At 64.3% G+C, this 20,918-nt stretch carries 17 protein-coding genes; 1 reads left to right on the forward strand and 16 read right to left on the reverse strand.

Going from position 1 to position 20,918, the window contains the following annotated elements; translation table 11 throughout:
• Positions 1 to 6 precede the first annotated feature (6 nt).
• Positions 7 to 810: an SDR family oxidoreductase gene (locus O0881_RS13330; protein ID WP_289899040.1), complete on the reverse strand. Its 804-nt coding sequence runs from the start codon at positions 808 to 810 to the stop codon at positions 7 to 9.
• Between the two features lie 179 nt (positions 811 to 989).
• Here O0881_RS13330 and O0881_RS13335 point away from each other — a divergent pair, with 179 nt between their 5' ends.
• Positions 990 to 1,568 carry a TetR/AcrR family transcriptional regulator gene (locus O0881_RS13335; RefSeq protein ID WP_289911676.1) on the forward strand — a complete coding sequence of 193 codons (579 nt, stop codon included), beginning with the start codon at positions 990 to 992 and terminating at the stop codon, positions 1,566 to 1,568.
• On the opposite strand, the gene O0881_RS13340 is transcribed toward O0881_RS13335, so the two are convergent.
• From O0881_RS13340 to O0881_RS13410, 15 genes are all read right to left on the reverse strand, one after another.
• The gene (locus O0881_RS13340; RefSeq protein ID WP_289911678.1) at positions 1,525 to 2,568 is read right to left on the reverse strand and encodes an AAA family ATPase; all 1,044 of its coding nucleotides are present in this window, start codon (positions 2,566 to 2,568) and stop codon (positions 1,525 to 1,527) included. The two genes, O0881_RS13335 and O0881_RS13340, sit on opposite strands and share 44 nt — an antisense overlap.
• Complete coding sequence (locus tag O0881_RS13345; RefSeq protein ID WP_289911679.1) at positions 2,565 to 3,944, reverse strand: capsule biosynthesis protein CapK; 1,380 nt, start codon at positions 3,942 to 3,944, stop codon at positions 2,565 to 2,567. Before O0881_RS13345 ends, O0881_RS13340 begins: the two co-directional genes overlap by 4 nt.
• A complete protein-coding gene (locus O0881_RS13350) occupies positions 3,941 to 4,534 on the reverse strand; it encodes a hypothetical protein (protein ID WP_289911682.1) in 594 nt (197 codons plus the stop codon). The genes O0881_RS13345 and O0881_RS13350 overlap by 4 nt, the downstream gene beginning before the upstream one ends.
• 1 nt (position 4,535) lies before the next feature.
• Positions 4,536 to 6,314 carry a VWA domain-containing protein gene (locus O0881_RS13355; RefSeq protein WP_289911683.1) on the reverse strand — a complete coding sequence of 593 codons (1,779 nt, stop codon included), beginning with the start codon at positions 6,312 to 6,314 and terminating at the stop codon, positions 4,536 to 4,538.
• Positions 6,311 to 7,282, reverse strand: a complete 972-nt coding sequence (locus tag O0881_RS13360; RefSeq protein ID WP_289911685.1) for a hypothetical protein — start codon at positions 7,280 to 7,282, stop codon at positions 6,311 to 6,313. The genes O0881_RS13355 and O0881_RS13360 overlap by 4 nt, the downstream gene beginning before the upstream one ends.
• A 9-nt stretch (positions 7,283 to 7,291) precedes the next feature.
• Positions 7,292 to 7,777 (reverse strand): hypothetical protein, encoded by a 486-nt coding sequence (locus tag O0881_RS13365; RefSeq protein ID WP_289911688.1) that lies wholly within the window; start codon positions 7,775 to 7,777, stop codon positions 7,292 to 7,294.
• Positions 7,774 to 9,354 carry an AAA family ATPase gene (locus tag O0881_RS13370; protein WP_289906706.1) on the reverse strand — a complete coding sequence of 527 codons (1,581 nt, stop codon included), beginning with the start codon at positions 9,352 to 9,354 and terminating at the stop codon, positions 7,774 to 7,776. The genes O0881_RS13365 and O0881_RS13370 overlap by 4 nt, the downstream gene beginning before the upstream one ends.
• A 170-nt stretch (positions 9,355 to 9,524) precedes the next feature.
• Positions 9,525 to 10,676 (reverse strand): ABC transporter permease, encoded by a 1,152-nt coding sequence (locus O0881_RS13375; protein WP_289911691.1) that lies wholly within the window; start codon positions 10,674 to 10,676, stop codon positions 9,525 to 9,527.
• Positions 10,673 to 11,854 (reverse strand): ABC transporter permease, encoded by a 1,182-nt coding sequence (locus O0881_RS13380; protein ID WP_289911694.1) that lies wholly within the window; start codon positions 11,852 to 11,854, stop codon positions 10,673 to 10,675. The genes O0881_RS13375 and O0881_RS13380 overlap by 4 nt, the downstream gene beginning before the upstream one ends.
• Before the next feature lie 6 nt (positions 11,855 to 11,860).
• Positions 11,861 to 12,835: an HlyD family secretion protein gene (locus O0881_RS13385; protein ID WP_289911695.1), complete on the reverse strand. Its 975-nt coding sequence runs from the start codon at positions 12,833 to 12,835 to the stop codon at positions 11,861 to 11,863.
• 2 nt (positions 12,836 to 12,837) lie between these two features.
• A complete protein-coding gene (locus tag O0881_RS13390) occupies positions 12,838 to 14,262 on the reverse strand; it encodes a TolC family protein (RefSeq protein ID WP_289911696.1) in 1,425 nt (474 codons plus the stop codon).
• 177 nt (positions 14,263 to 14,439) lie between these two features.
• The gene (locus O0881_RS13395; protein WP_099664621.1) at positions 14,440 to 16,050 is read right to left on the reverse strand and encodes a bifunctional aspartate transaminase/aspartate 4-decarboxylase; all 1,611 of its coding nucleotides are present in this window, start codon (positions 16,048 to 16,050) and stop codon (positions 14,440 to 14,442) included.
• A 76-nt stretch (positions 16,051 to 16,126) separates the two neighbouring features.
• A complete protein-coding gene (gene aspT / locus O0881_RS13400; protein WP_099664622.1) occupies positions 16,127 to 17,815 on the reverse strand; it encodes an aspartate-alanine antiporter in 1,689 nt (562 codons plus the stop codon).
• Positions 17,816 to 17,871: 56 nt separating this feature from the next.
• Positions 17,872 to 19,554, reverse strand: a complete 1,683-nt coding sequence (gene aspT, locus O0881_RS13405) for an aspartate-alanine antiporter (protein WP_289911697.1) — start codon at positions 19,552 to 19,554, stop codon at positions 17,872 to 17,874.
• A gap of 261 nt (positions 19,555 to 19,815) precedes the next feature.
• Positions 19,816 to 20,682 (reverse strand): transporter substrate-binding domain-containing protein, encoded by an 867-nt coding sequence (locus O0881_RS13410; RefSeq protein ID WP_289911699.1) that lies wholly within the window; start codon positions 20,680 to 20,682, stop codon positions 19,816 to 19,818.
• Between the last annotated feature and the right edge of the window lie 236 nt (positions 20,683 to 20,918).

The raw sequence follows: 20,918 nt of genomic DNA on the forward strand, positions 1-20,918 counted from the left end.
CGTGTATCAGCCCGCGATGCCATAGCGCGATGCCGGCTTGCCGCGCATCGCGCCTGCGAACAGGGCCAGGCGGGCTGCATCAAACTTCTCCCACAATGCCTGGTCTTCGACGGAAGGCAAGGTCACCAGTTCGCCCTGGTCCAGGCCCGCCAGCGCCGCATCGACACAGTCTTCGGCGCGCATGATGGTGGCCTGGTCCAGCTGCGCCAGCGGCACGCCGCTCAATTCCCAGATTTCCGTCGCCGTCGATGCGGGCAGCACCAGCTGCACCACGATGCCCGTGCCGGCCAGCTCCTGCTGCAAGCCGCGCGTGAAATTCATCACATAGCCCTTGGTGGCGCTGTAGATCGTGCTGACGGGCAAGATGTGGAAGGACAGCACGGAGCCGATATTGATGATGGTGCCGCTGTTGCGCTGCTTGAACCGCGGCAGCACGGCGTAGCTCAGCTCCGCCACGGCCGTCACGTTGACCTTGTCCATGGTGGCGATGCCCGCTTTCGGCGTATCGACGACGGGCGCCAGGGTCGACGCGCCCGCATTATTGACCAGCATGGTGATGGCCGGATTGCTGGCCAGTTCATCGGCCACGCGCTGCAGGTCGGCCGGTGCGGACAAGTCCGCCGCCATGGCACGCACGGACACGCCATACTTTTCCGCCAGCGACTTGGCCAGCACGTCCAGGCGTTCGACCCGGCGCGCCACCAGAATCAAATCGAAGCCGCGGCTGGCCAGGCGGTCCGCATACACGGCGCCCAGGCCCGACGACGCGCCAGTGACGAGGGCCGTGCCCGGTGTATTGACTGTACTCATGATGGTTCCTTTGCAATTGGTAAAATCGAATGAATGGCTTTCAGCAGGACGGATCAAACATGATAGACATCATGTTTTGATGCGACACTAAACATGACGATCATCATGCTTAGCGTCGCAAGCATGACGCACGTAATGTATGATGTCAACAGAAATTATTTAATAATCGGGAGAACACCATGCGATACCCAGCGGCCGAAACGGCAGAAAAACACCAGCGCATCCTGCAGGAAGCGGCGCGGCTGTTCCGTGAACAGGGCTTTGACGGCGTCAGCGTGGGACAGATCATGAAGGCGACAGGACTCACGCATGGCCCCTTCTACAACCACTTTGCCTCGAAGGAAGCGCTGATGGCGGAAAGCACGCTGCACGGCTCGGAGCACTCGCGCGCGGCGCTCGATGCGGCAACCATCAGCCCGGAAGCCATGCGCCAGTATGTGCGCGACTATGTGAGCGCGGCCCACCGCGATGCGCCGGGAAACGGCTGCTTGCTGGCGGCGCTGGCCGGCGACGCGCGCAAGCAGCCGGCAGTGCTGCCCGCCTTCACCTTCCACCTGAAATCCATCATCGGCAAGCTGACCACGCATTTTCCGTGGCAGAAAAAACGCCCCCCCCGGCAGGAAGCCATCGTCATGCTGTCGGCCATGGTGGGCGCCGTGGCGCTGGCGCGCGCCGTCGACGATGCCGCGTTTTCGGACGAGATACTGGCGGCGGTCAGCACGGCATTCGCGCCGCCAGCACTTGCGCCACCTGCCTGACCCTCTCGTCCACCGAACCTGACACATTGACAAAGGCGATCCCCCACCGCGCCAGCTCGGCCTGGTACCACGCATGCTGGCGCGCGCGGAAATCCTCGTCGCGGCGCGTGCCATCCTGGATGAAGGGAAAATCGGGCGCGCACAGCAGCACCAGATCGTAGCGGTGCTCGGCCAGCCGCGCCAGCTCCTGCTCCGCCTTGCCGAACATCTCGACGCAGTAGAAATACGTCGTCATGGGCGAGGTATCGCAAAACAGCCAGCGCCGCGCAGCCAATAGCGCCTGCGCTTCGCGACGCAGCTGTTCCCGGCCGATTTTCAGCAAATCATCATAGTTCAATATGCCATCCTGGCTTTCCCACAATTCGCGGCCATATTCGGCCACCCAGGCCGTCTCGAAATGCGCCGCCAGCGCCTGCGCCAAGGTAGTCTTGCCGCTCGATTCGCCGCCGAGCACGCACACGCGCGTGACAAAATCGGCGCACACAATCGGCGACAGGAAGGCGCTGTGCGCATGCGGGTCTTGCCGCACCAAGGTTCCGGAAACGGGCACCTGCGCTCTCGCCTGGTCCACGCTCACGTGCGCCACCGGCCCGCCGGCATAATGCCGTTCCAGCACCTGGGCAAAGCCGGGGCCATAGTCTTCGCTGGTGAACACGGCATCGACGGGCAGCGCCAGCACCGTCCAGCACAACCAGCCCATGAAGTGGCGATGCAGCTCGCCATCGTCGTCGTTGTGCGGCAGATGACGGGCAGGCACGCCGCGCGCGGCGCACAGGGCTGCCAGGCGCGCATCGTCCAGCACCACGATGTGCGCTTGCGGGAATTGCGCGCGCAGCCACCGTTCCCGGCGCGCCGGCTCATAGCCGGGAAATTCGGGCCTGGTGTAGCTGACCACCAGCAGTTCTTCGCAAGCGTCTTGCGCGCGCTTGATCAACAGTTCGTGGCCCTGGTGCAGCGGGCAAAATTTGCCGACCACGAGGCCGCGCTTATAAAGGTTCATGCCACTGCTTCCTGCAAATCCGAGGTGTATTGAATGATCTTGTCTTCCGCCAGCAGGGTCTCGACCGTGATGGCGCCGAAAAAAGGCGCAAGCAAGGCACGCGCCCGGTCAGCCTGTGGCATGGCGTTCGGCGCCAGGCGCAGCGCAATGGCGCCGTCGCCATGCTGGTGCACGCCGAAAAGGGCGATGGCCAGCGGTTTCAAGGCATGCGTGATATCGATATTATTGATCCACTCGCCGTTGACCGTCCTGTAGCGCAGGGGGCTGCGGCCGGCCAGCCCCACCAGAACGGGGCCATGCGGGCCATGCGCCAGCGAGGCGTAATCGCCCGTGCGGTAGCGCACGAGAGGCAGGCAGAAATTGAAGCCGCCGGTCACCGTGATTTCGCCGCGCGCGCCATCCGGCACTGGCTGGCCCGCACTATCGAGGATTTCCACGTACAGCCGGTGCTGCAGCAGCACGTGGCCGCCCGCCTGCTCGTCGTAGACGGCCACGGGGCCCACTTCATTGAGCGAATAGATGTCGAGCACGGGACAAGCGAAACGCGCTTCCAGGCGCGCGCGCATGCCGGGCAACAGCATCATCGAGACAGACATCAGCGCGGCCGGCTTGTGCGCCATGGGCAAGGTCAGGAGCTCGGCAAACGAGATGGGGTCGCCCGCGATCAGCTCGGGCGCCATGGCGTCCAGGTAGCGCGCGCGGTCGTCCGGGTGGTGCCAATCGTCCGGGTGCAGGTTGATCTTCGCCAGGCCGGATTCGTTCATCGAGGGCGTGACGGAGACATAGGTGAAGCAGCGGCGCTGGTGCCCCAGCAGCATCACGCCCACCTGCCCCGCGCCATGGCGCAAGGTCACGCCGAAGCGGCGCAGCGCGCGCTTGTGGAAGGCCAGGTAGCGCCCCGCCACCAGCGGGTGCGAGGCGATCAGCAGCGGGTGGCCCGTGGTGCCCGTCGTCTGGAAGTTGATCATGCGCGCCAGGTCCGCATCGTCGGGCACGAAGGCGGCAATGTCGTGCGCCAGTTCGGCGCGGCTGATGGGCGCCACGTCCGCCAGACGTGCGGGCGGCGAACCGCAGGCGCGGTAATGCGGCACGGTGGCGTAGGCCGTCCTGAGAAAATCCGCCAGCCAGGGCGGCGGCGCATCGGCGCTCCAGCCGATATCCGCCTGCATGACTTCCTGCTCATAGGCGCGCAAGGCCGCCACTTCCCCGGCCTGCAGCTTGTTGCCGCTGCGGTTGCGGTAGCGGGGCGCCGCCGGGTGGCTGCGCAGTTTTTCCAGCATGCGCGCGCCCTCCTGCGTCAGGGTGGGACAGTAGTCGCGGTCCGATTCCCAGGCGCCGCCCGGCAGATTGACATCGGCTTTGCCAGCGAGCGTCATTCGCGCGACCACTTGTCGGCCGATTCCTCGGCCGCCTTCTTCGCCAGCGCCTCGCGGATCTCCCGCGCGCGCTGTTCGGCCAGGCGGCTCGCTTCAAGCAGGCGGCGCCGCTCCGTGCCGCTGATGGCGGACAATCTGTCCGTGGCTTGCGCCACGCTTTCATCGCGAGGCCGAAAACCCAGGCGCGCCAGCACGATGCGCGCCAGTTCCTCGCGCCGCTCGGGGTCTTGCGTAAACTGGTGGGCCGGCGTGGCGGCGGCCAGTTCACGCGCCGCCTCGCCCAGTACCTGCAGCAAGGCTGGCTGCGGCAGTTGCTGCGCGGTGAACCACTCGTCGGCCAGCAGCCAGCACAGGATCATGGCCAGCGCCAGCCGGTTGCGGTCCGCCTTCACTTGCGCGCCGATGAACCCCTGCAGGGACGCGGCCGGCGCGCGCGCGCCATGCAGCAGCAAAACGTCGTTGACCAGCGCCGCCACCGCCACTGCCTGCGCATTGGCGACGCCGGCGATACGGGGCTCGGCGAGGAATTCGACGGGCGTGTCGGCCAGGCGGTGGGTTAATCTTTCGAGGTGGGGACCGGGAGTATGCATGTCATTGTTGTATGTAGTGGCGCCGGCTGAACGCCCGCGCAAAGTCCAGCAAGTCCTCGTAGCGTTCGACGGCGTGGATATCCCAGCCCTGTTCGCGGCGCGCGCGTTTCAAATCGTCATAGGTCTGCTGCAGCCACTGGTGGCTGGCCGCGCCATCCCAGTCGCGCGCCAGGTTCAGGGCCATGGTACCGCCCGCACCGCCCTGGGCCAGCGCTTTCGCCGAGATATCCCAGCCGCTGTTGCCCAGTTCATCCTGGTCGAACATGGTGGTGATGCCATCGTCGGAAATCATCAGGATATGCGCGGGCCGTTCGCGTTTGGCCGCATAGGTCTGGCGCAGGCGGTGAATGGGGAAACAGGTGCCGCCGCCAAAAAATTCCGTCAGCACGCCGAGGATCATGTCTTCATCGCGCACGAAACCTGGCGTTAGCATCACTTCGTTCTTGCCGCTCCACAGGGTGACCTGCACTTTCGCGCCGGCGCGCAGGGCGGACAAGGCGATGACGGCGCCGGCCAGGGTCAGGAACGAAGTATGCGCCTGCGGGTTCGGCATGGAGCCGGAACTGTCCACGTACATGTCCAGGTCGACGGGCACGGCGTCGGTGGCGCGCGCCGGTTCGCGGCCATACACGCGGCGCACGGTGGTCACGCCCGGCACGGGGCGCGGCGACTGCATCACGGACTGCAGCCAGTCGATGTCTTCCAGGGGATCGCCGATTTCCCACGCTTCCAGCCCTTCCATCTGCGGCTCCTGCGACTCGGGTGCGGGGAGGCTGGGAAATGCCACCAGGTGCGGCAAGGCCCGCTCGCGGTAATAGCGGATGGCGATTTCATGGCCGCTCAAGTCCACGCCCGAGGCCTTCAGAATGTCGCCCAACTCGAACGGTTCGCGCAGCTGGCCGCCACCAGCCCTAGGCCGCGCCTCGGCTTGCGGTTCCTCGCCATCGAGGCCCGAGATGCGCTTGTCGTGCACGGGGTGGATGGCGCCGTCCTCTTCGTCATCCTCGATCTGCTGCGCGCCATATGTCTGGCAGCCACGGGCCGCGTCGCGCGTGTCCTGCAGGTAGCGGCTGGGGTCAATGTCACCCAGGGCATCCGTATCTTCCACCAGGTAAGGCAGCAGCAAGGTGGCGAAGCGGCCCGCCGCCAGCATCCAGTCGTTCGCATACACGCGAATGAGGCGCGCACCCAACCAGGCATCCGTGTCCAGGCGCTCGTCAGCGTGGCCGCCGCCCAGCTCGCCCTTTTCCAGCTGCCACAGGTTTTCATAGATGCGCATGTACAGGGTCCATACGCCGCCGCTGCCCTTGCCGTCCGGTGCTGGCGCTTTCCCCTGCTGCAGCTTGCGGTAGATGTCGGCCATGCGCAAGTTCGCCTGGCGCTGCAGGCGATCGTTGATGAACAGGTCCGTGTACAGGTTGGCCACCATGGGCGCGTGCTGCTCCAAGGTCGGCAAGGCGCGGCGCATGCGCGCCAGCAGGCGGAACTGGTCGCTGGCGCTGCCCGGTGCGAGGATGTGGTGGCCGATTTCATGGGCGAGGATTTCCAGCGCATAGTCGTCCAGTCCCAGTTCCGTCACCAGCGGCAAGTCCACCACCACGCTCTGGTCCAGCAAGCGGATCATGGCGAAGCTGCCGGACAAGCCCTGCTTGCCGGCTTCGACGCGGCTGGCGCACAGGCTGGGGTCGCGCAGGCGCGTAAACTTGCTCCACACGGCCAGGGCCTCGGGCCAGGCGGCGCGCCAGCGGTCGATCAGGACGGTGTCGGCATCGTTCTTCATGCGAGCGGCAGCAGGCGGATGGCGTGCGTCCACGGTGACGTGATGGCCAGCGTATGCGCATTCGCGGCCAGCGCGATGTCACCGGCCGGCAGGTCGAGCGCGATGCTGCGTGCGCCGACGTGAACGGTGGCCCCATCGAGGCGCACGGACGCCGGCACGCCGGTTTGCGCCAACTCAAACTCCTGCGCCGTGGCGCTGTGCAGCACGGCGCCATAGGCATCGGCCACCAGCAAATAATGGCGCTCGGCGCTGCGCACGACAAAACCGTCAAGCGTGGCGCGCACTTGCGGCGGCGTGCCGAAATCGCCACCCAGGCCACTGAAGCTGCCGAACTCCCTGCCCTCGGCATTGCCGCGCCACGGATTCGCCATGAGCTGCGCATGCACCTGCGGCCATTGCGCGCCCGGCTCGCCAAAGGCGGCCAGTGCCAGCGCATGCGGCAAGGTGTCGGCGGCGGCCAGCGCGCCCTGGCGGAAATGCGCAACGCCGGCGCGCCAGGCCAGCACCTGGCCCACGGCGCGCAGTTGTGCGACGCTGCCGACTTGCGGCGCCACGGCAGCCATCCCGGCCTGCCATTGCGCGGGCCGCGCGCCCGCCACGGAGGAAATGTGGATGGCGGCGTTGCTCAGCATGCCCAGCACGTCGACGGGGGCCGTCGCCAGCAGCGGCGCAAACGATGGCGCCAGCTCGCGCCAGACGGTATTGAGGAAGGGATTTTTCGCGGCCGGACCGGCCAGGCCATGGCCCACCAGCTCCAGGGCCATGTCGTAGGCGGCCAAAGTGACGCCGCCCACGCGCTCGGGCGCGGCGGCGGCCACGGCCACCACCAGCGGATCGACGCCATCGTGCAAGAAGGCGCCGAAGGCGGCCATGTCGAGCGCGGGAAAGCGCCGGCGCGCTTCCGCTGCGCGGCCGTTGAACTGGGCGCGGCCGCTGGCAAGGATAGTTGCGAAGGCAGGAGAAATCATTGTTCCTCCTCAATCGCTGTGCGAAAAATGCAGCAGATAGCGCTCATCCCCTGATTCAAACGCGATCTCGTCCCAGTGGATCGCATACCAGACACCAGGCGGCGGCGTCATCTTCACGATATGCATAGTGAATGCGGCCAGCGACATGTCCAGCGCGTCGAGGAAGGCGTTGACGAGGCAGGCGCGGAAACGGTCCGGCGGCGCCGTCCGCATGTGGTCCGACGAGAAGAACCAGCGCTGGCACACCTGCTCCAGGTGCGCGCGCCCGCACGGCGCCACCGTGATCTGCCACAAGGGCGCCGGCAGCGCGCGCGCCGGGATGCTTACATTCAGGGCGTAATCTTCCACCCGCAAGCCCAGCGCCGTGAGCAGGTCCGGCGCGTCGGGCAGCCGTTGCAGCTCATAGCTTGCGCACAGGTCGCTGGCCTCGCTGTTCAACATGGCCAGGGCGTCGAGAAACCCGCGGCAATGGTCGATATTCAGTGCGTCATTCATTGCGAACGCAGCCAGCTGCGGTAATTCGTATAGCGCTGGTGCAGGTATTTGAGCTTCAACAAATCGTCATACAGGGGGCCGTACAGTTTTCTTCCTTTGGTACGTTCGCCGATCAGCTTTTCGATGCGGTTCAGGCGCGCCAGGGTCTCGCGCTCGCTCACGCCATCGAGGCCCAGGTCGAATTCGGCCGACAGCACGCCCACAGGGTCGTCGCGGTCCAGGTCCAGGCGGTTGAATTCATCGTTCGACAAATCGAACAGGCGGCGCAGCCAGCCCAGCCTGTCGCTGCGATAGGCGGCGTTTTCCGGCAGCGCGAAAAATGGCGCATCCGGGTCCGGCTGCAGTTTGTTATGCAGGACGAACGGCAGCACCTGGCGCAAGTCTTCCAGCTCCACCTCGCCATTGCCGCGGAAATAAGCCATGGCCTTGGCATAGATCAAGAGCGCCATCAGGGTGCGCACGGAAATGCCATTCAAGGTCTGGCAGCCGAGATCCTTCAATCGATCGCGCCCATTGTCCGCCGCCTGCGCGGCGCCCCGGTCGGCACCGGCCAGGCGGGCCGTATCCTTGGTCATGTATTCGAACTGGCCGCCGGCCGTCTCGAACAGCTCGAACTGGCTGGCGAAAAATTCCAGGCGGCGGCGCACGGCTTCGGGCACGCCCACCTGGCGGATGGATTCGCCAATTTGATCTACCTCCGCTTCCGTAAAGATGATATCGGGCGGCACCAGTTCTTCTGGCCGCACGTTTTCTTCCACGCGCAGCAGCAACTCATTCAGGAAGCGGGGGTTGAAGGCCAGTGCCTGCACCGTCACGTCGACCCGGTCGCGCAGCGCTTCGATCACCTGGTAGGTGCCGCCGCCCTGGTCATCGTTGGCCGTCAGATACCAGGCCGCTTCCGGACATTCGTAAATATGGTTCAGCACTTCCGCGTAATTGTCGCCCATGACGGTGAGCAGCGCGCTTTGCGTGCGCGTGGGGATGCGGTTGTACTCATCGACGATCTTCACGCGCATGCCCAGCCAGGCGCGCCAGGCGATGCGAATGTCGTCCATGCTTTGCGCGTTCACCAGGTCCGCCGGCAGCGGATTGCCCAGCAAGTCGGCCACCGTCATCTGCGGGTGGCCATGCTGCATGGCCCGTTTGACTTCCTTGACGGTGGAACCGGCCAGCACGCCCATCAACAGGGCGCTGGCCGTCTTGCCACGCCCCGGCCCGCCAACGAACAGACATTTGCGGCGCGTGGCGAACGTCAGCAGGGGCAGCAAAATGAAGCTGGAATAGCTTTGCGCCGACGGCAAATTCAGGGTGCGGCGGCTGTCGCCCACAGCATACGTCTGCGACGGGCCATCGTTGTATTCGATATCGTAATGGGGGCTGATGATGGCATGGTTGACGATCCAGAAATACGCCTGGCGCAGCTTTTCATCGAAAGGCCGCGCTTGCGCCTCGCCTTCCGCTCCCAGCGCGATGGGCCCCTGGTACAGGTCCGCCACGTCGAACTGCCGCGCGGCGGGCGCCGCCTTGGGTTTGGTGGGGGCCTGGGACAGGCGCTGGAACAGATTAAAAGCTGACATGATTGGCTAACGCCTGTCAAAACCTACTGCGCGTCGGTATTTACGGCCTGCGATGCTCACTGTACATTCGCACAGTTGCGCTTCTCGGCCGCAACTCCCTTCCGCTCGCTACGGTTTTTGTCAGGCGTTGTTATTTAATGTGGAAACGAAATTATTGCATATCGGCCCAGTTACGCCTTGTTCAAATCGACAACAGTCTCCTCCATCCCGCGCCAGCGCCACCAGCCCAGCGCCACGCAAGCGACCAGCAAGGCCAGCAGGCCCGCCACTTCATGGCGGATTTCATACAGCGAGGCGCCCATTTGATTAAGCGCAACAAAGCCCTGGATACCGGCCGTGGATGGCAGCAGCCAGCGCAGCCATTGCAGCACGACGGGCATGGACGACACGGGCCAGGTCAGGCCCGCGAGGAACAGCACGGGCATCGAGGTGGCGATCATCAGCTGCGTGCCCCGCTCGCGCGTGCGGAACAGCATGCCCAGCAACATGCCGAAGGCCGCCTCACACAGCGAGAACAGCACCAGCAGCAAGAGCATGCCGCCAAAGTTGCCGCCACGGGGGTAATCCTGGAACCAGAAGACAAAGCCGAAGAAATAGCAGCAGTTCAAAAACGCCACGCAGGCAAACGCCAGCAGCATGCCCGCGTAGCCGCCCGCCGTGCGCCTGCCCGCCACGGGGAAGGCCTTGCGCTGGTACCAGGTGCCGAACAGCATGGTCATGCCGATCAGCAAAGTCTGCTGCACAATGAGAGTAGCCACTCCCGGCACGACGTAGGCGCCATAGCCTTCCTTGACGTTAAACAGGGGCACGGCGTCGAAGGCGATGGGCGAGCGCTGCTGGCTGGCCTGGATGGTGGACGGCGTGCCCGCGCCCAAACGCTTGAGCTCAATACCGGCCGACACCGTGCCCACCACTTCGGCCAGCCCGTTCAGGGCCACCTTGTTCAGCATCAAATACAAGCCATTGCCCGCCACTTGCGCGTGGGCGGCGCGGCCGGCCAGCACGTCCGTCTGCAAACCATCGGGAATGATCAATACGCCCATGACCTGGTCGCGCCATAATAAATCCTGTGCGACGGGCAGGTCCGGCGTGACGGCGACCACGTGCAGCGACGGGTGGGCCATGGCAAAGCGCGTCAGCTGGCGCGACATGGCGCTGCGGTCCTGGTCGACGACCGCCACGGGCACGCGCTGGACGATTTCCGTCGAATACGGCAACGGATAGAAGAAGGAATAGATGATGCCGCCGATAAACAGCAAGGTCAGCGCTCCCTTGTCCGTCAGCATGGCGCGCCAGGTGGCGACAAAGGCCGGCCACATCATGTGCGTCCCCAGGCCGCAGGCGCATTCGCGCGGCGCGCCAGCAGGAACACGCCCACGGCGCCGCAGCCGATGGCGATACCGGCCAGTATCAGCATTTCCTGCACGCCATAGCGCCACGGTGCGCCGGCCAGCCAGTATTTCGTTTGCAGCTGCAGATAGTGCGTGAGCGGCAAGGCTTCCGCCCAGGCGCGGGCTGGCGCCGGCATGGCCATCAAGGGAAAGGCCTGGCCCGCAAACGCGAACGCGGGCGCCGTGATGAAGGCCGCGCCGGACAGCGCCAGGCGCAGGGACAGGGTGGCGGCGATCAGCAAGGTGGCCAGGCCGCAATACGCGAGCACCAGCAGCAGCATGCTCAGCAGCAGCGCCGGCAAGCTGCCCGCCACGGCCCAATCCCGCGCCAGGCTGAAGAACAGCAAGTACAGCAGCGCCAGCGCGCAATAGGCGACGAGGGGAAACAGCAGCTTGGCAAGCACGGCGCGCAGCCAGCTGCCGTGGGCCGAGGCCAGCCATTGTGGCACCGTGCCGTCGCGCAACTCGCGTCCGATACTCGTGACGACGGCGACGACGATGAAAATCTGCAGCATGGCCGGCATCAGCGCCAACGTTAAAAATGCTTCATAGCTGATGTTTTCGTTATACAAACTGTTCAAGGTCGTGCGTATCGGCTCGAACTGGGCCGCCGCCTGCACGCCCGACATGCCTTTCTTGACCCGCGCCGTCATCTCGATGCCGGCCGACAAGGTCGTGCTGACCGTGCGCACGTCGCGCAGCAAGGCGCCCGCGTGCGAGGAAAACTGCGCGTTGTACAGCCATTGCACGGTGGCTTGCCGGCCGCCCAGCAGTTTCTGCTCGAAATCGTTCGGGATCAGCAGATAGCCGAACGCCGTGCGTTCGCGCAAGCGATGCAGGGCTTCGTCGCTGGACGCCACTTTCGCCGCCACCTCGATGCCGGGCGAAGCGTCGAGCCAGCGCGTGAGCTGGCGCGACAGGGTGGAATTGTCGTTATCGATGACGACGATGGGCAAGTCGCGCGCGATGCCGGCGGAAAACACCAGCCACAGCATGCCGCACAGCACGACAGGAATCCAGCTGAGCATGCCGAAGTCCCAGAAGTCGCCGCGCAGCCGCCGCCACTCGCGTGCCAGCGCCGCCGGCTGCTCTTTGTCAATCTCGCTCATCGGCTATCAGAGCGGCGGGAACACGACCGACATGCCCGGACGCAAGCCTTCGACCTTGATGGCGGGACGCAAACGGATTTCAAACGTGCGCAAATCCGTGCCGCCCGGACGGGCCGCGCGCCACGTGGCGAAGTCCGGCAGCACGGCAACCGAGCTGACCTTGAAGCTCAGTTGCTGTTTCAAGGCCGGCACGTTCGCCGTGTGCGTGCTGCCCATGGAAAACGCCGCCATTTCATCTTCGCGCACTTGCAGCACGGCCCAGGCGTCATCGAGGTTCACCAGCGTAATCACGGGGAAACCTTGTGGCGCCAGTTCGCCCGGCTGGATCTGGATCTTGCTGACCTGGCCCGCCACCGGCGCGGCGATCTTCGTTTCAGCCAGCGCGATCTGCGCTTCCGTCAGTACGGCGCCCACCTGGCGCGCCTGGGCGGCGGCGGCCGTCTTGTCTTCGGGACGGGCGCCCTTTTGCGCCATATCAAACTGGGCGCGGGCCGCTTGGGCAAGCTGGTCGGCGGCGCGCCATTGCGCTTGCGCCTCGTCACGTTTCTGCTGGGCAATCACGCCTTGCTCGAACATATTGTTGACGCGGGTATAGGTGGTCTTGGCGATGCTGGCCCCCGTTTGCGCCCGCTCCCAGTTCGCTTTCGCGGCCGCAATTTCTTCCGGACGCGCTCCCGCTTGCGCCTTGTGCGCCACGGCTTCGGCCGCTTGCGTGGCGGCCGTCGCTTGCGCGATCTTCGCATCCACTTCCGGGCTCGTCAGCTGGAACAGCAGCTCACCTTTCGGCACGGTCTGGCCCAGCTTGACGTACAGCTCGCCCACCCGGCCCGGCACTTTCGACGAGACATTGACTTCCTGCGCATCCATCTGTCCCTGCAAGGGCAGGCGCTGCGGCTGGAAGGCCTGATACAAGCCCCAGCCCACGAAGGCCAGGACAATGACGGCGGCGACTATGGCCAAGGATTTTTTGGAGGTGCTCATTATTATTTGTCCACAGGTAATTGGATATCGGCCGCGGCCGCCAGGCTGCCCAGGCGCTGGGTCTCGCCCGTCGCTTCCAGCAATTGCGCCAGCCCCATCACATAGTTATAGGCCGTCTGCGCGCGCTGGGTTTCCACCTTCGCCAGGTTCAGGCGCGCGTCGACCACTTCCAGCGACGTCACTTGCCCTTGCTGGAAAGCCACGGTTTGCAGGCGGATATTTTCGCGGGCCAGCTCTACCGACGAGGCCGTGGACAGGTACTGGATACGGGCGTTTTCCAGCGCGCGCCAATTCTTTTCGATCAGGGTGGGAATGTCGCGCTCGGCCTGGCGCGCCACCACTTCCACCCGCTCCTGGTCCAGCTTGGCGGCGGCGATCATCTTGCCCGTATTGATGCGGTGCACGAGGGGTACGGACACGACCAGGCCGACGGCCCAGTTCGAGCGCACGAGTTTTTCGTTGCCGCGGTTCAAATTGTAGTTACCGATGGCAAACACGGTAGGTGCGTATTCCTTGCCATGCAGCTTCAAGGCTTGCTCGGCCTGCACGCGCTTGCTGTCGATCTTTTTCCAGTTCGCATTTTCGCGCACGCCCGTGCTGATAAACGATTGCAAGGTGCCGACCGGCAAGCTGTTGACGAACAACGGCGTGCTGGGGCGCACTTGCGTATTGACGGCGAGCAAGCGGTCCAGCGCCACTTGCGCGATTTCCTCGTCGCTGCGCGCCTGCGCTTCGTCGCTGCGGGCGCTGTCCAGGGCCACGTCGGCGCGCAAGCGTTCCGCGCGCGAAATCAGGCCGCCCTTTTCCAGCTTGGCTGCATCGCGCTGGTGCTGCGTCACGCCGGCCGTCACTTCGGCCCGCACGGCCACCACTCTTTTGGCCAGCAGCAACTGGAAATAGCGCTGCGCCACCAGGGTGGCCAGTTGCTCTTCCGCTTCCGTGCGCTCCGCCTGCGCGGCCAGGGTCAGACTCGATGCGAGCCCCTTGACGGCGTCCAGGCGCCCGCCCGTGTAGATGGGCCACATGCCCAGCAAGCCGAACGAGGTCAGGTCCGTCACCACTTCGCGGTTCAGGGAGTTGGGAATGTGCGGCGTGGGCAAGCCCGGAATCGGCGGCAGCACGGATTCGATACCGCCCACCACGCCGGACAAGCCGCTCGTGTCGATGCTCAAATCCGTCGACAAACGGCCGCGAAACGCCGTCAAGTCCACGGAAGGGCCGTCGATATTCGACAGCGCCTCCGCCTTGAGGGTTTTGGCGCGCACGTCGAGCGCGGCGCCCTGCACGGCGCCCGAAGCCTGGGCCGCCTGCTGCAGCGCTTCGTTGAATGTCAGCGGCGCGCCGGCCGGCAACTGCGCCAGGGCGGGCATGGCCGCGCCCAGCGCGCCCGCCAGCAATAATGATAAGTGTCCTTGCAATCTGCCCATGTAGCGTCCAGTCAATGAATGAGGGGAAAGCACGGGGTTGCCATGTTTATACTTTCACAATAGCAATTATATCTACGGATGTCTATTCCGGCCTGCACTATTGCCTACTGCGGCGGATACACAAAAACGGGCGCCTCTTGCGGGGCGCCCGTTGAGCTCAAGCAGCTACCCGGTGAATTACTTCTTCGCCTTCTTGCCGCCCTTCTCCTTTTCCTTTTCAAATACGGCAAAGAACTCGGACGCCATGTTGCGGATGGCGCGGCCGATGTTGGCGTAGTCGTATTCGTTCAGGTTGGCCAGCGACACGCGGCCCGACGGGTGCGTGGTGCCGAAGCCGCGGCCCGGCAACAGGATGACGCCCGTTTCCTCGGCCAGGCGGAACAACGCTTCGTTCGGTTTGAGCTTTTTCAGCAGCCACTGCGAAAACTCCACGCCATGCATCTGCGCGGCCAGCGATTCCATGTCCAGCAGGTGGTAATAGCGCACGGAATTGGCGTCGTGCACCATCGGCAAGCCCAGTTCGCGGTACAGCGCTTCCTTGCGGCGCAGCACGATACGTTTCATCGACTGCTTGTACTTTTGCTCTTCATCCATCAGCGAGAACAGGGAGAACAAGGTCATCTGCGCCTGCACGGGCGTGGACAGGCCGGCCGTGTGGTTCAGCGCCACCGTGCGGCTGTCGGCCACCAGGCGGTCGATGAATTTCAGCTCGCGCGGCTCCGTCGTGATCGAGTGATAGCGCGCATCGAGCTGCTTCTTGATGGTTTCCGGCAACTTGGCAATCTTGTCGTCCAGTACATTTTTCTCATGCGTGGCCACCACGCCCATGCGCCAGCCCGTCGCGCCGAAGTATTTCGAGAATGAATACACGAGGATGGTGTTGTACGGACACATGGCGAACAGCGAGACGAAGTTGTCGGCAAACGTGCCGTACACGTCATCGGTCAGGATGATCAGGTCCGGGCGCTTCTTGATGATCTTGGCGATGTATTCCAGTGTGTCATCGTCGATCTTGACGGATGGCGGATTGCTGGGGTTGACGAGGAAGAAGGCCTTGACTTTCGGGTCCAGCAGCTTGTCCAGTTCTTTCTTTGTGAATTGCCAATTGTTCGATTGCGGCGCATCAATATGCACGGTGTTCAGCTTGTAATCATTGAGCTGGGGAATCTCGATGTAGGGCGTGAAAATCGGCATGCCCAGGGCGATCGTGTCGCCTTCCTGGATGATGTGGTTCGATTTCAGGCTGGCGAACAGATACGTCATGGCCGCCGTGCCGCCTTCGACGGCGTACATGTCGAAGTTGCCGACAAACGGATGGTCGCCGATCATTTCGCGGTGGATATACTGGCCGACGATTTTCTCGGACAGGCGCAGCATGCGGTCCGGCACGGGATAGTTGCAACCGAGAATGGCTTCGCACATCTCATAGATGAAGTCGCCCGCGTCCAGGCCCAGCTGGTCGCGCACATACGACATGGCTGCCTCGATGAAATGCACGCCGGGGTTGCCTTCATGCTTGCGCACGAAGATTTCGAAGCGCGCCTCGATGCCGTCGCGCGTGGGGAAGCCGCCCACGTCATCCATGTACACATAGGAACGTTCCGCTTCCGTCATGGCGAACTGGCCGAACTGGAAGAAGCCATGGCGCGGCGTGGTGGCCAGGAAATTCGGGTTGCCGCGGCCCGCATTGAGCATCAGACGGTTGCTTTGCTTGGCCGTCTGGATCAGCGCATCCTTCAATTCGAAGGGGCTCAACAGCGCGAGTTTGCTTGGGTTACTGAAATCCATTTCAACGACTCCTTATCAACTGACAATATGGGAAAAGCCCCGCACAGGCGGCTTAGGTCCTGCAAATACGCCCGACTCAGACAAAGGCCACAATCAGCGGCCCCAGCAAGGTCAGGAAAACGTTGGCCAGGGCATACGTGATGGCAAACGGTACGGTGGGAATCGAGTTTTGCGCCGCGTTCAGCACTTCGCCGAACGCGGGATTGGCGCTGCGCGAGCCGGACAAGGCGCCCGCGAAGATTGCCACGTTGTCATAACGCAAGATGTAGCGGCCGATCAGCATGGTCAAGATCATCGGCAGGATGGTCACCACCACGCCCACGCCAAACAGGGTCAGGCCGTGTTCGCGCACGGTTTGCACGGCTTGCAGGCCGGACGTGAGGCCGACGACGGCAACGAAGCCGGCCAGGCCCAGGTCTTTCAGGATTTGCACGGCGCCGCTGGGCATGTAGCCAAACGTCTGGCGCTTGGCGCGGAACCAGCCGAATACCAGGCCCGACAGCAGCACGCCGCCGCCGCTGCCCAGGGTCAGCGGAATCGAGCCGATGCGCGCCACCAGCAAGCCCACGAGCAGCCCGACGACGAGGCCGGCGCCCATGTAGACGAAGTCCGTCTTGGCGCTCGGCACGATCATGTAGCCCACTTCAGCCGCCACGCGCTTGACGTCCTGCTCGGCGCCATAGATGGTCACCACGTCGCCCGTCTGCACGACGGTTTCCGCTTGCATGGGCAGAATCTTGCCCATGCGGCTCAGTTGCACGACAAAGATGCCGTGGCGCACACCCGGCGCCGTGGCGCTGCGGATTTCGCCCACCGTCTTGTTGTGGTAAGCCTTGTTGGTCAGCACCATGTCGCGGCGCTGCATCACCAGTTCCATGCCTTCGACGGCCAGCAATTCCTTGCCCAGCTGGGAAGACACGCTGAGCATGGCTTCGCGCCGGCCCACCAGCAGCACGATATCGTCGGCCGCCAGCACCAGGTCCGGGCTGACGTCGATGATCTGGCCATTGCGTTTCACGCGCTCGATGGTGATGGCCGTGCTCGGATGGGCGCTTTCGATGTCCGCCACGGAGCGTCCGGCGCCCGGACCCACGTCGTAGATGCGGCCGATGAGGTCGGGCGCAGCCGGCGTCTGGCCCGGCCCCAGCACTTGCACGCCCGCCTGCAGCGCCGTTTCCGCCTTGATCGCATCTTCGCGGATGGTGCGCCCCATGAGCTTGGGCAAGATATTGACACAGACGATGATGGCGCCAAACGAGCCGAATACATACGTCACGGCATAGCCGACGGCCACGTTGCCCTGCAGGCGCGCCACTTCGTCGGCCGCCAGGCCCAGCTTGGTGATCGCGTCGCCTGCCGTGCCGATGATGGCCGACTGCGTCAAGCCGCCCGCCGCCACGCCGGCCGCCAGGCCCTTGTCCAGGCCAAAGACCTTGGCCAGGATGACCACCGTCAGCAGCGCCGTCACAGCGAGCACGACGGCCAGGATGATTTCGCGCACCGACTGGCGGCCCAGGGAATTGAAGAATTGCGGCCCGCTTTCATAGCCGACGGCGTAGATGAACAGCGCGAACAGCACCGATTTCACGCCGGGATCGATGGCGACGCCCACCTGGCTGACGAGCACCGCCACCAGGAGTGAACCGGCGACCCCGCCCAGCTGAAACGAGCCGAACTTGATCTTGCCGATGTAGTAACCCACTGCCAGGGAGAGAAACAAGGCAATTTCAGGCGACTTCTTGAATAACTCATGCAACCATTCCATGCGGACCGCCTTTCGTGTTGAAGGAATTCTTTACTGCGTTTGCCCTTGCTGGCTGCTCATGCGTGCACCGACCCTGCCAGGGCCACGATCAGCGGCCCCAGCAGGGGCAGCACCACGTTCGAGATGGCATACGTAATCGTGTAGCCCAGCAAGGGCGTGGAATTGCCGGCCGCATTCTGCACGGCCGACAGGGCTGGCGTGCTGCACTGCTGGCCGGCGATGGCGCCCAGCAGCACGGGCGCTTCCAGCTTGAGGAAAAAGTGTCCCACCAGCAGCGACAGCGAGGCGGGGATGACGGCGATCAATATCCCCATCAGCGGCAAGGACAGGCCGTACTGGCGGATCAAATCGATCGCCTGCGGCCCCGACGCCAGGCCCACGCAGGCGATGAAGGTGGCCAGGCCGATATCCTTCATCATGTCGAGCGCGCTGGAGGGGATACCCTGCATGCCCGGCTTGCGCGCCTGGTACCAGCCGAACACGAGGCCCGTCAGCAAGGCGCCGCCGCCCGTGCCCAGCGAAAACGGGATGCCGCCCAGCTTGGCGGAAAAGCCGCCGATATACACGCCCAGCACGATGCCGATGCTGGCATAGACGATATTGCTGCGGTCGCCCGTGGGCACGCGCTTGCCGATGGCGGCCAGCGCCGTGTTCAGCTCGCGCCCTTCCGTCGTACCGTACAGGCGCAGCACGTCGTCGCGCTGCAGGGCCAGATCCGGCAAGGGCGGCATGCTGTGCTCGCCACGAACGACGGCCGCCACGTGCACGCTGGAGGGCAAGGCCAGCTGGCGCAAGGGCTGGCCCACCAGCGCGGCTTGCTGCAGCACCACTTCGACGGCCGAGACCGCCATGTTCAAGCCCGTCGTATCGGCAAATTCCTCGCCCAGGATGGCTTCGGCCGCCACCAGCGCGGGACGGTGGCCGATCACCAGCACTTCGTCGTTATTGCGCAAGCGCAATGCCGGCTCCAAGGGCAAGACCTTGCCATGCCGGCGCACGCGCGTGATGCTGGCGCGGCCCGCAAAGATATGCTGCAAGGCGTCGAGGCGGCGTCCCGCGCCGCGGCTGATGCGGTAGGCGCGCCCCACCATCTCCGGCGTGGCTTGCACGCCGTCGCCGTCGGTCTGCGCGCCGCCCATCTTTTCCCACAACTTATCGGCTTCTTCGCGCAAATTGACACGCAGCAACAGCGGAAAAATCTGGCTGGTGACGATGACGATGGCGATCAAGCCGAAAATGTACGTGATGGAATACGCGGTGACGACGTTGGCCTGCAGCTCGGCGATGCGGGCGGCCGGCAGCGCCAGCTTCGAAATGGCGTCTGTGGCCGTGCCGACGACGGCCGACTCCGTCGCCGCGCCCGCCATCATGCCGGCCGCCGTGCCCTGGTCCAGGCCCAGGAAGCGCGTGGCCAGCAGCACCAGCGCCAGCACCACCACCACTTCGATCAGGCACAGCAGGCCCAGGCGCAAGCCCTTGGCATTCAGGTTGGCAAAGAACTGGGGACCGCCCGCATAGCCGAGGGCAAAGATGAACAGCATGAAGAAGACATTCTTGACGCTGGCGTCCAGGGTGATGCCCAGCTGGCCGATCAGCAGCGCGGCGACCAGGGTGCCGCACACGCCGCCCAGCTGGATGGGGCCGAAGCGTATCTGCCCTACCGCGTAACCGAGCGCCAGCGCCAGGAACAGGGCCAGTTCCGGCACCTGGTGCAATACGGACGTGATCGAATCGAGCATGGACGAACCTTCGAAAAGATAACGGATGGTGACAAGGGGACAGCGCGTTCGGCGGCTGGCGGCAGCTGGCTGTGGAACGGGCGCACGGCTCCCGCACGACACCTGCGGCAAGCGCTTGTGCTGGGAAAAAGTTGCAACGTGGAATTATGTTCGGCGAAAATTTAATAAGTGTCAACAGGTGTTCTGTTGAACTCGCTTTGCGCTTCATCAAACATCGGGCGCACGATTGAAGCCACTGTTTGACATTGATCAATAAGATTATTAGTAATGTTTGGGACGATACCAAAGTGCCTTGCGCGCCAGCGGCGTCTCCTCGGGCAGGTCGGGATTGGCCAGCTCCAGCACGTGGCGCCGGGACAGCTGCAAGCCATCCGCGAGGCGGCCGAAATGGCGCTGGAACAGCTGCGCGAAACTGCCATCGGCAAGCATGCTTTCCAATCCCCTTTCAATGTGGCGTGCCAATTCCGGCCTGTGCTTGCCGACAAAGAAGTACAGCGCGGCCGGGTAGCGGATGACCAGGTAGGCGTCGAGCGCCAGCGGCAAGTGCGCATGGCTGGCCAGTTCGCTTTGCGCCTCGATCACGGAACGGGGAAAGTAATCGATGCGCCCTGCCGCCAGTTGCTGGAACAGGCCTTCGTAGGTACTCGAGGTATCGAGGCGCAAGCCATTCGCCTGCAGGATGGCGGAGTCGGGCCAGTCGCGCATCTGGCCGGCCGACAGCCGCGCCAGGGCGGCGATGCTGCGCACGCCGCGCAGCAGCTGCGGCTGGCGAGCCTGGATCAGGGCCACGCGCCAGCCGATCAGGCCGCGGTCGATGGGGATGCGCACCGGCAACAATTGCGTTTCGCGCGCGCGGCTCGTCATGGCCCAGACGACGTCGACACCGCCCGACGCCGTGGCGATTTCCTGCATCGCGCGCGTCTGCACCATGCGCAGTTCGGAGCGGCGCAAGGCATACACCTGACCCGACCTGGCCAGCGCCTGTTGCAGCAAGGCCGTCACATAACCTTGCTGCGGATCATCGAGCGCCTGGTGGCGCGGATACACGAGCGGCAGCGGCAGCACCGCGCCGGCGGCCGCACCCAACGGCCACAGGGCGGCAAGCTTGAGCAGGGGGCGGCGCTGCATGGCCCCTCCTTTCCAGCGCTGTCATAGCGTTCTTATCAGAATGACAGTATCGCGCAGCAGGGCACGCTTGTCGACTGGAATACGGCAACTGTGTACAAAACAACAGCACTTTCAAGGTGACCCGCAGGGCTGGGGATTAATCCAGATCAATAAAACCGCAAATACAAAATAAATCTTGCGTGCTGCTCTGGACGGCATGCGCATGGCTCGCCTACGCTGTTTTTTTATCTGAAAAA

Source organism: Janthinobacterium sp. SUN100, from assembly GCF_030397705.1.
In the GTDB taxonomy this organism is placed as follows: domain Bacteria; phylum Pseudomonadota; class Gammaproteobacteria; order Burkholderiales; family Burkholderiaceae_D; genus Janthinobacterium; species Janthinobacterium kumbetense.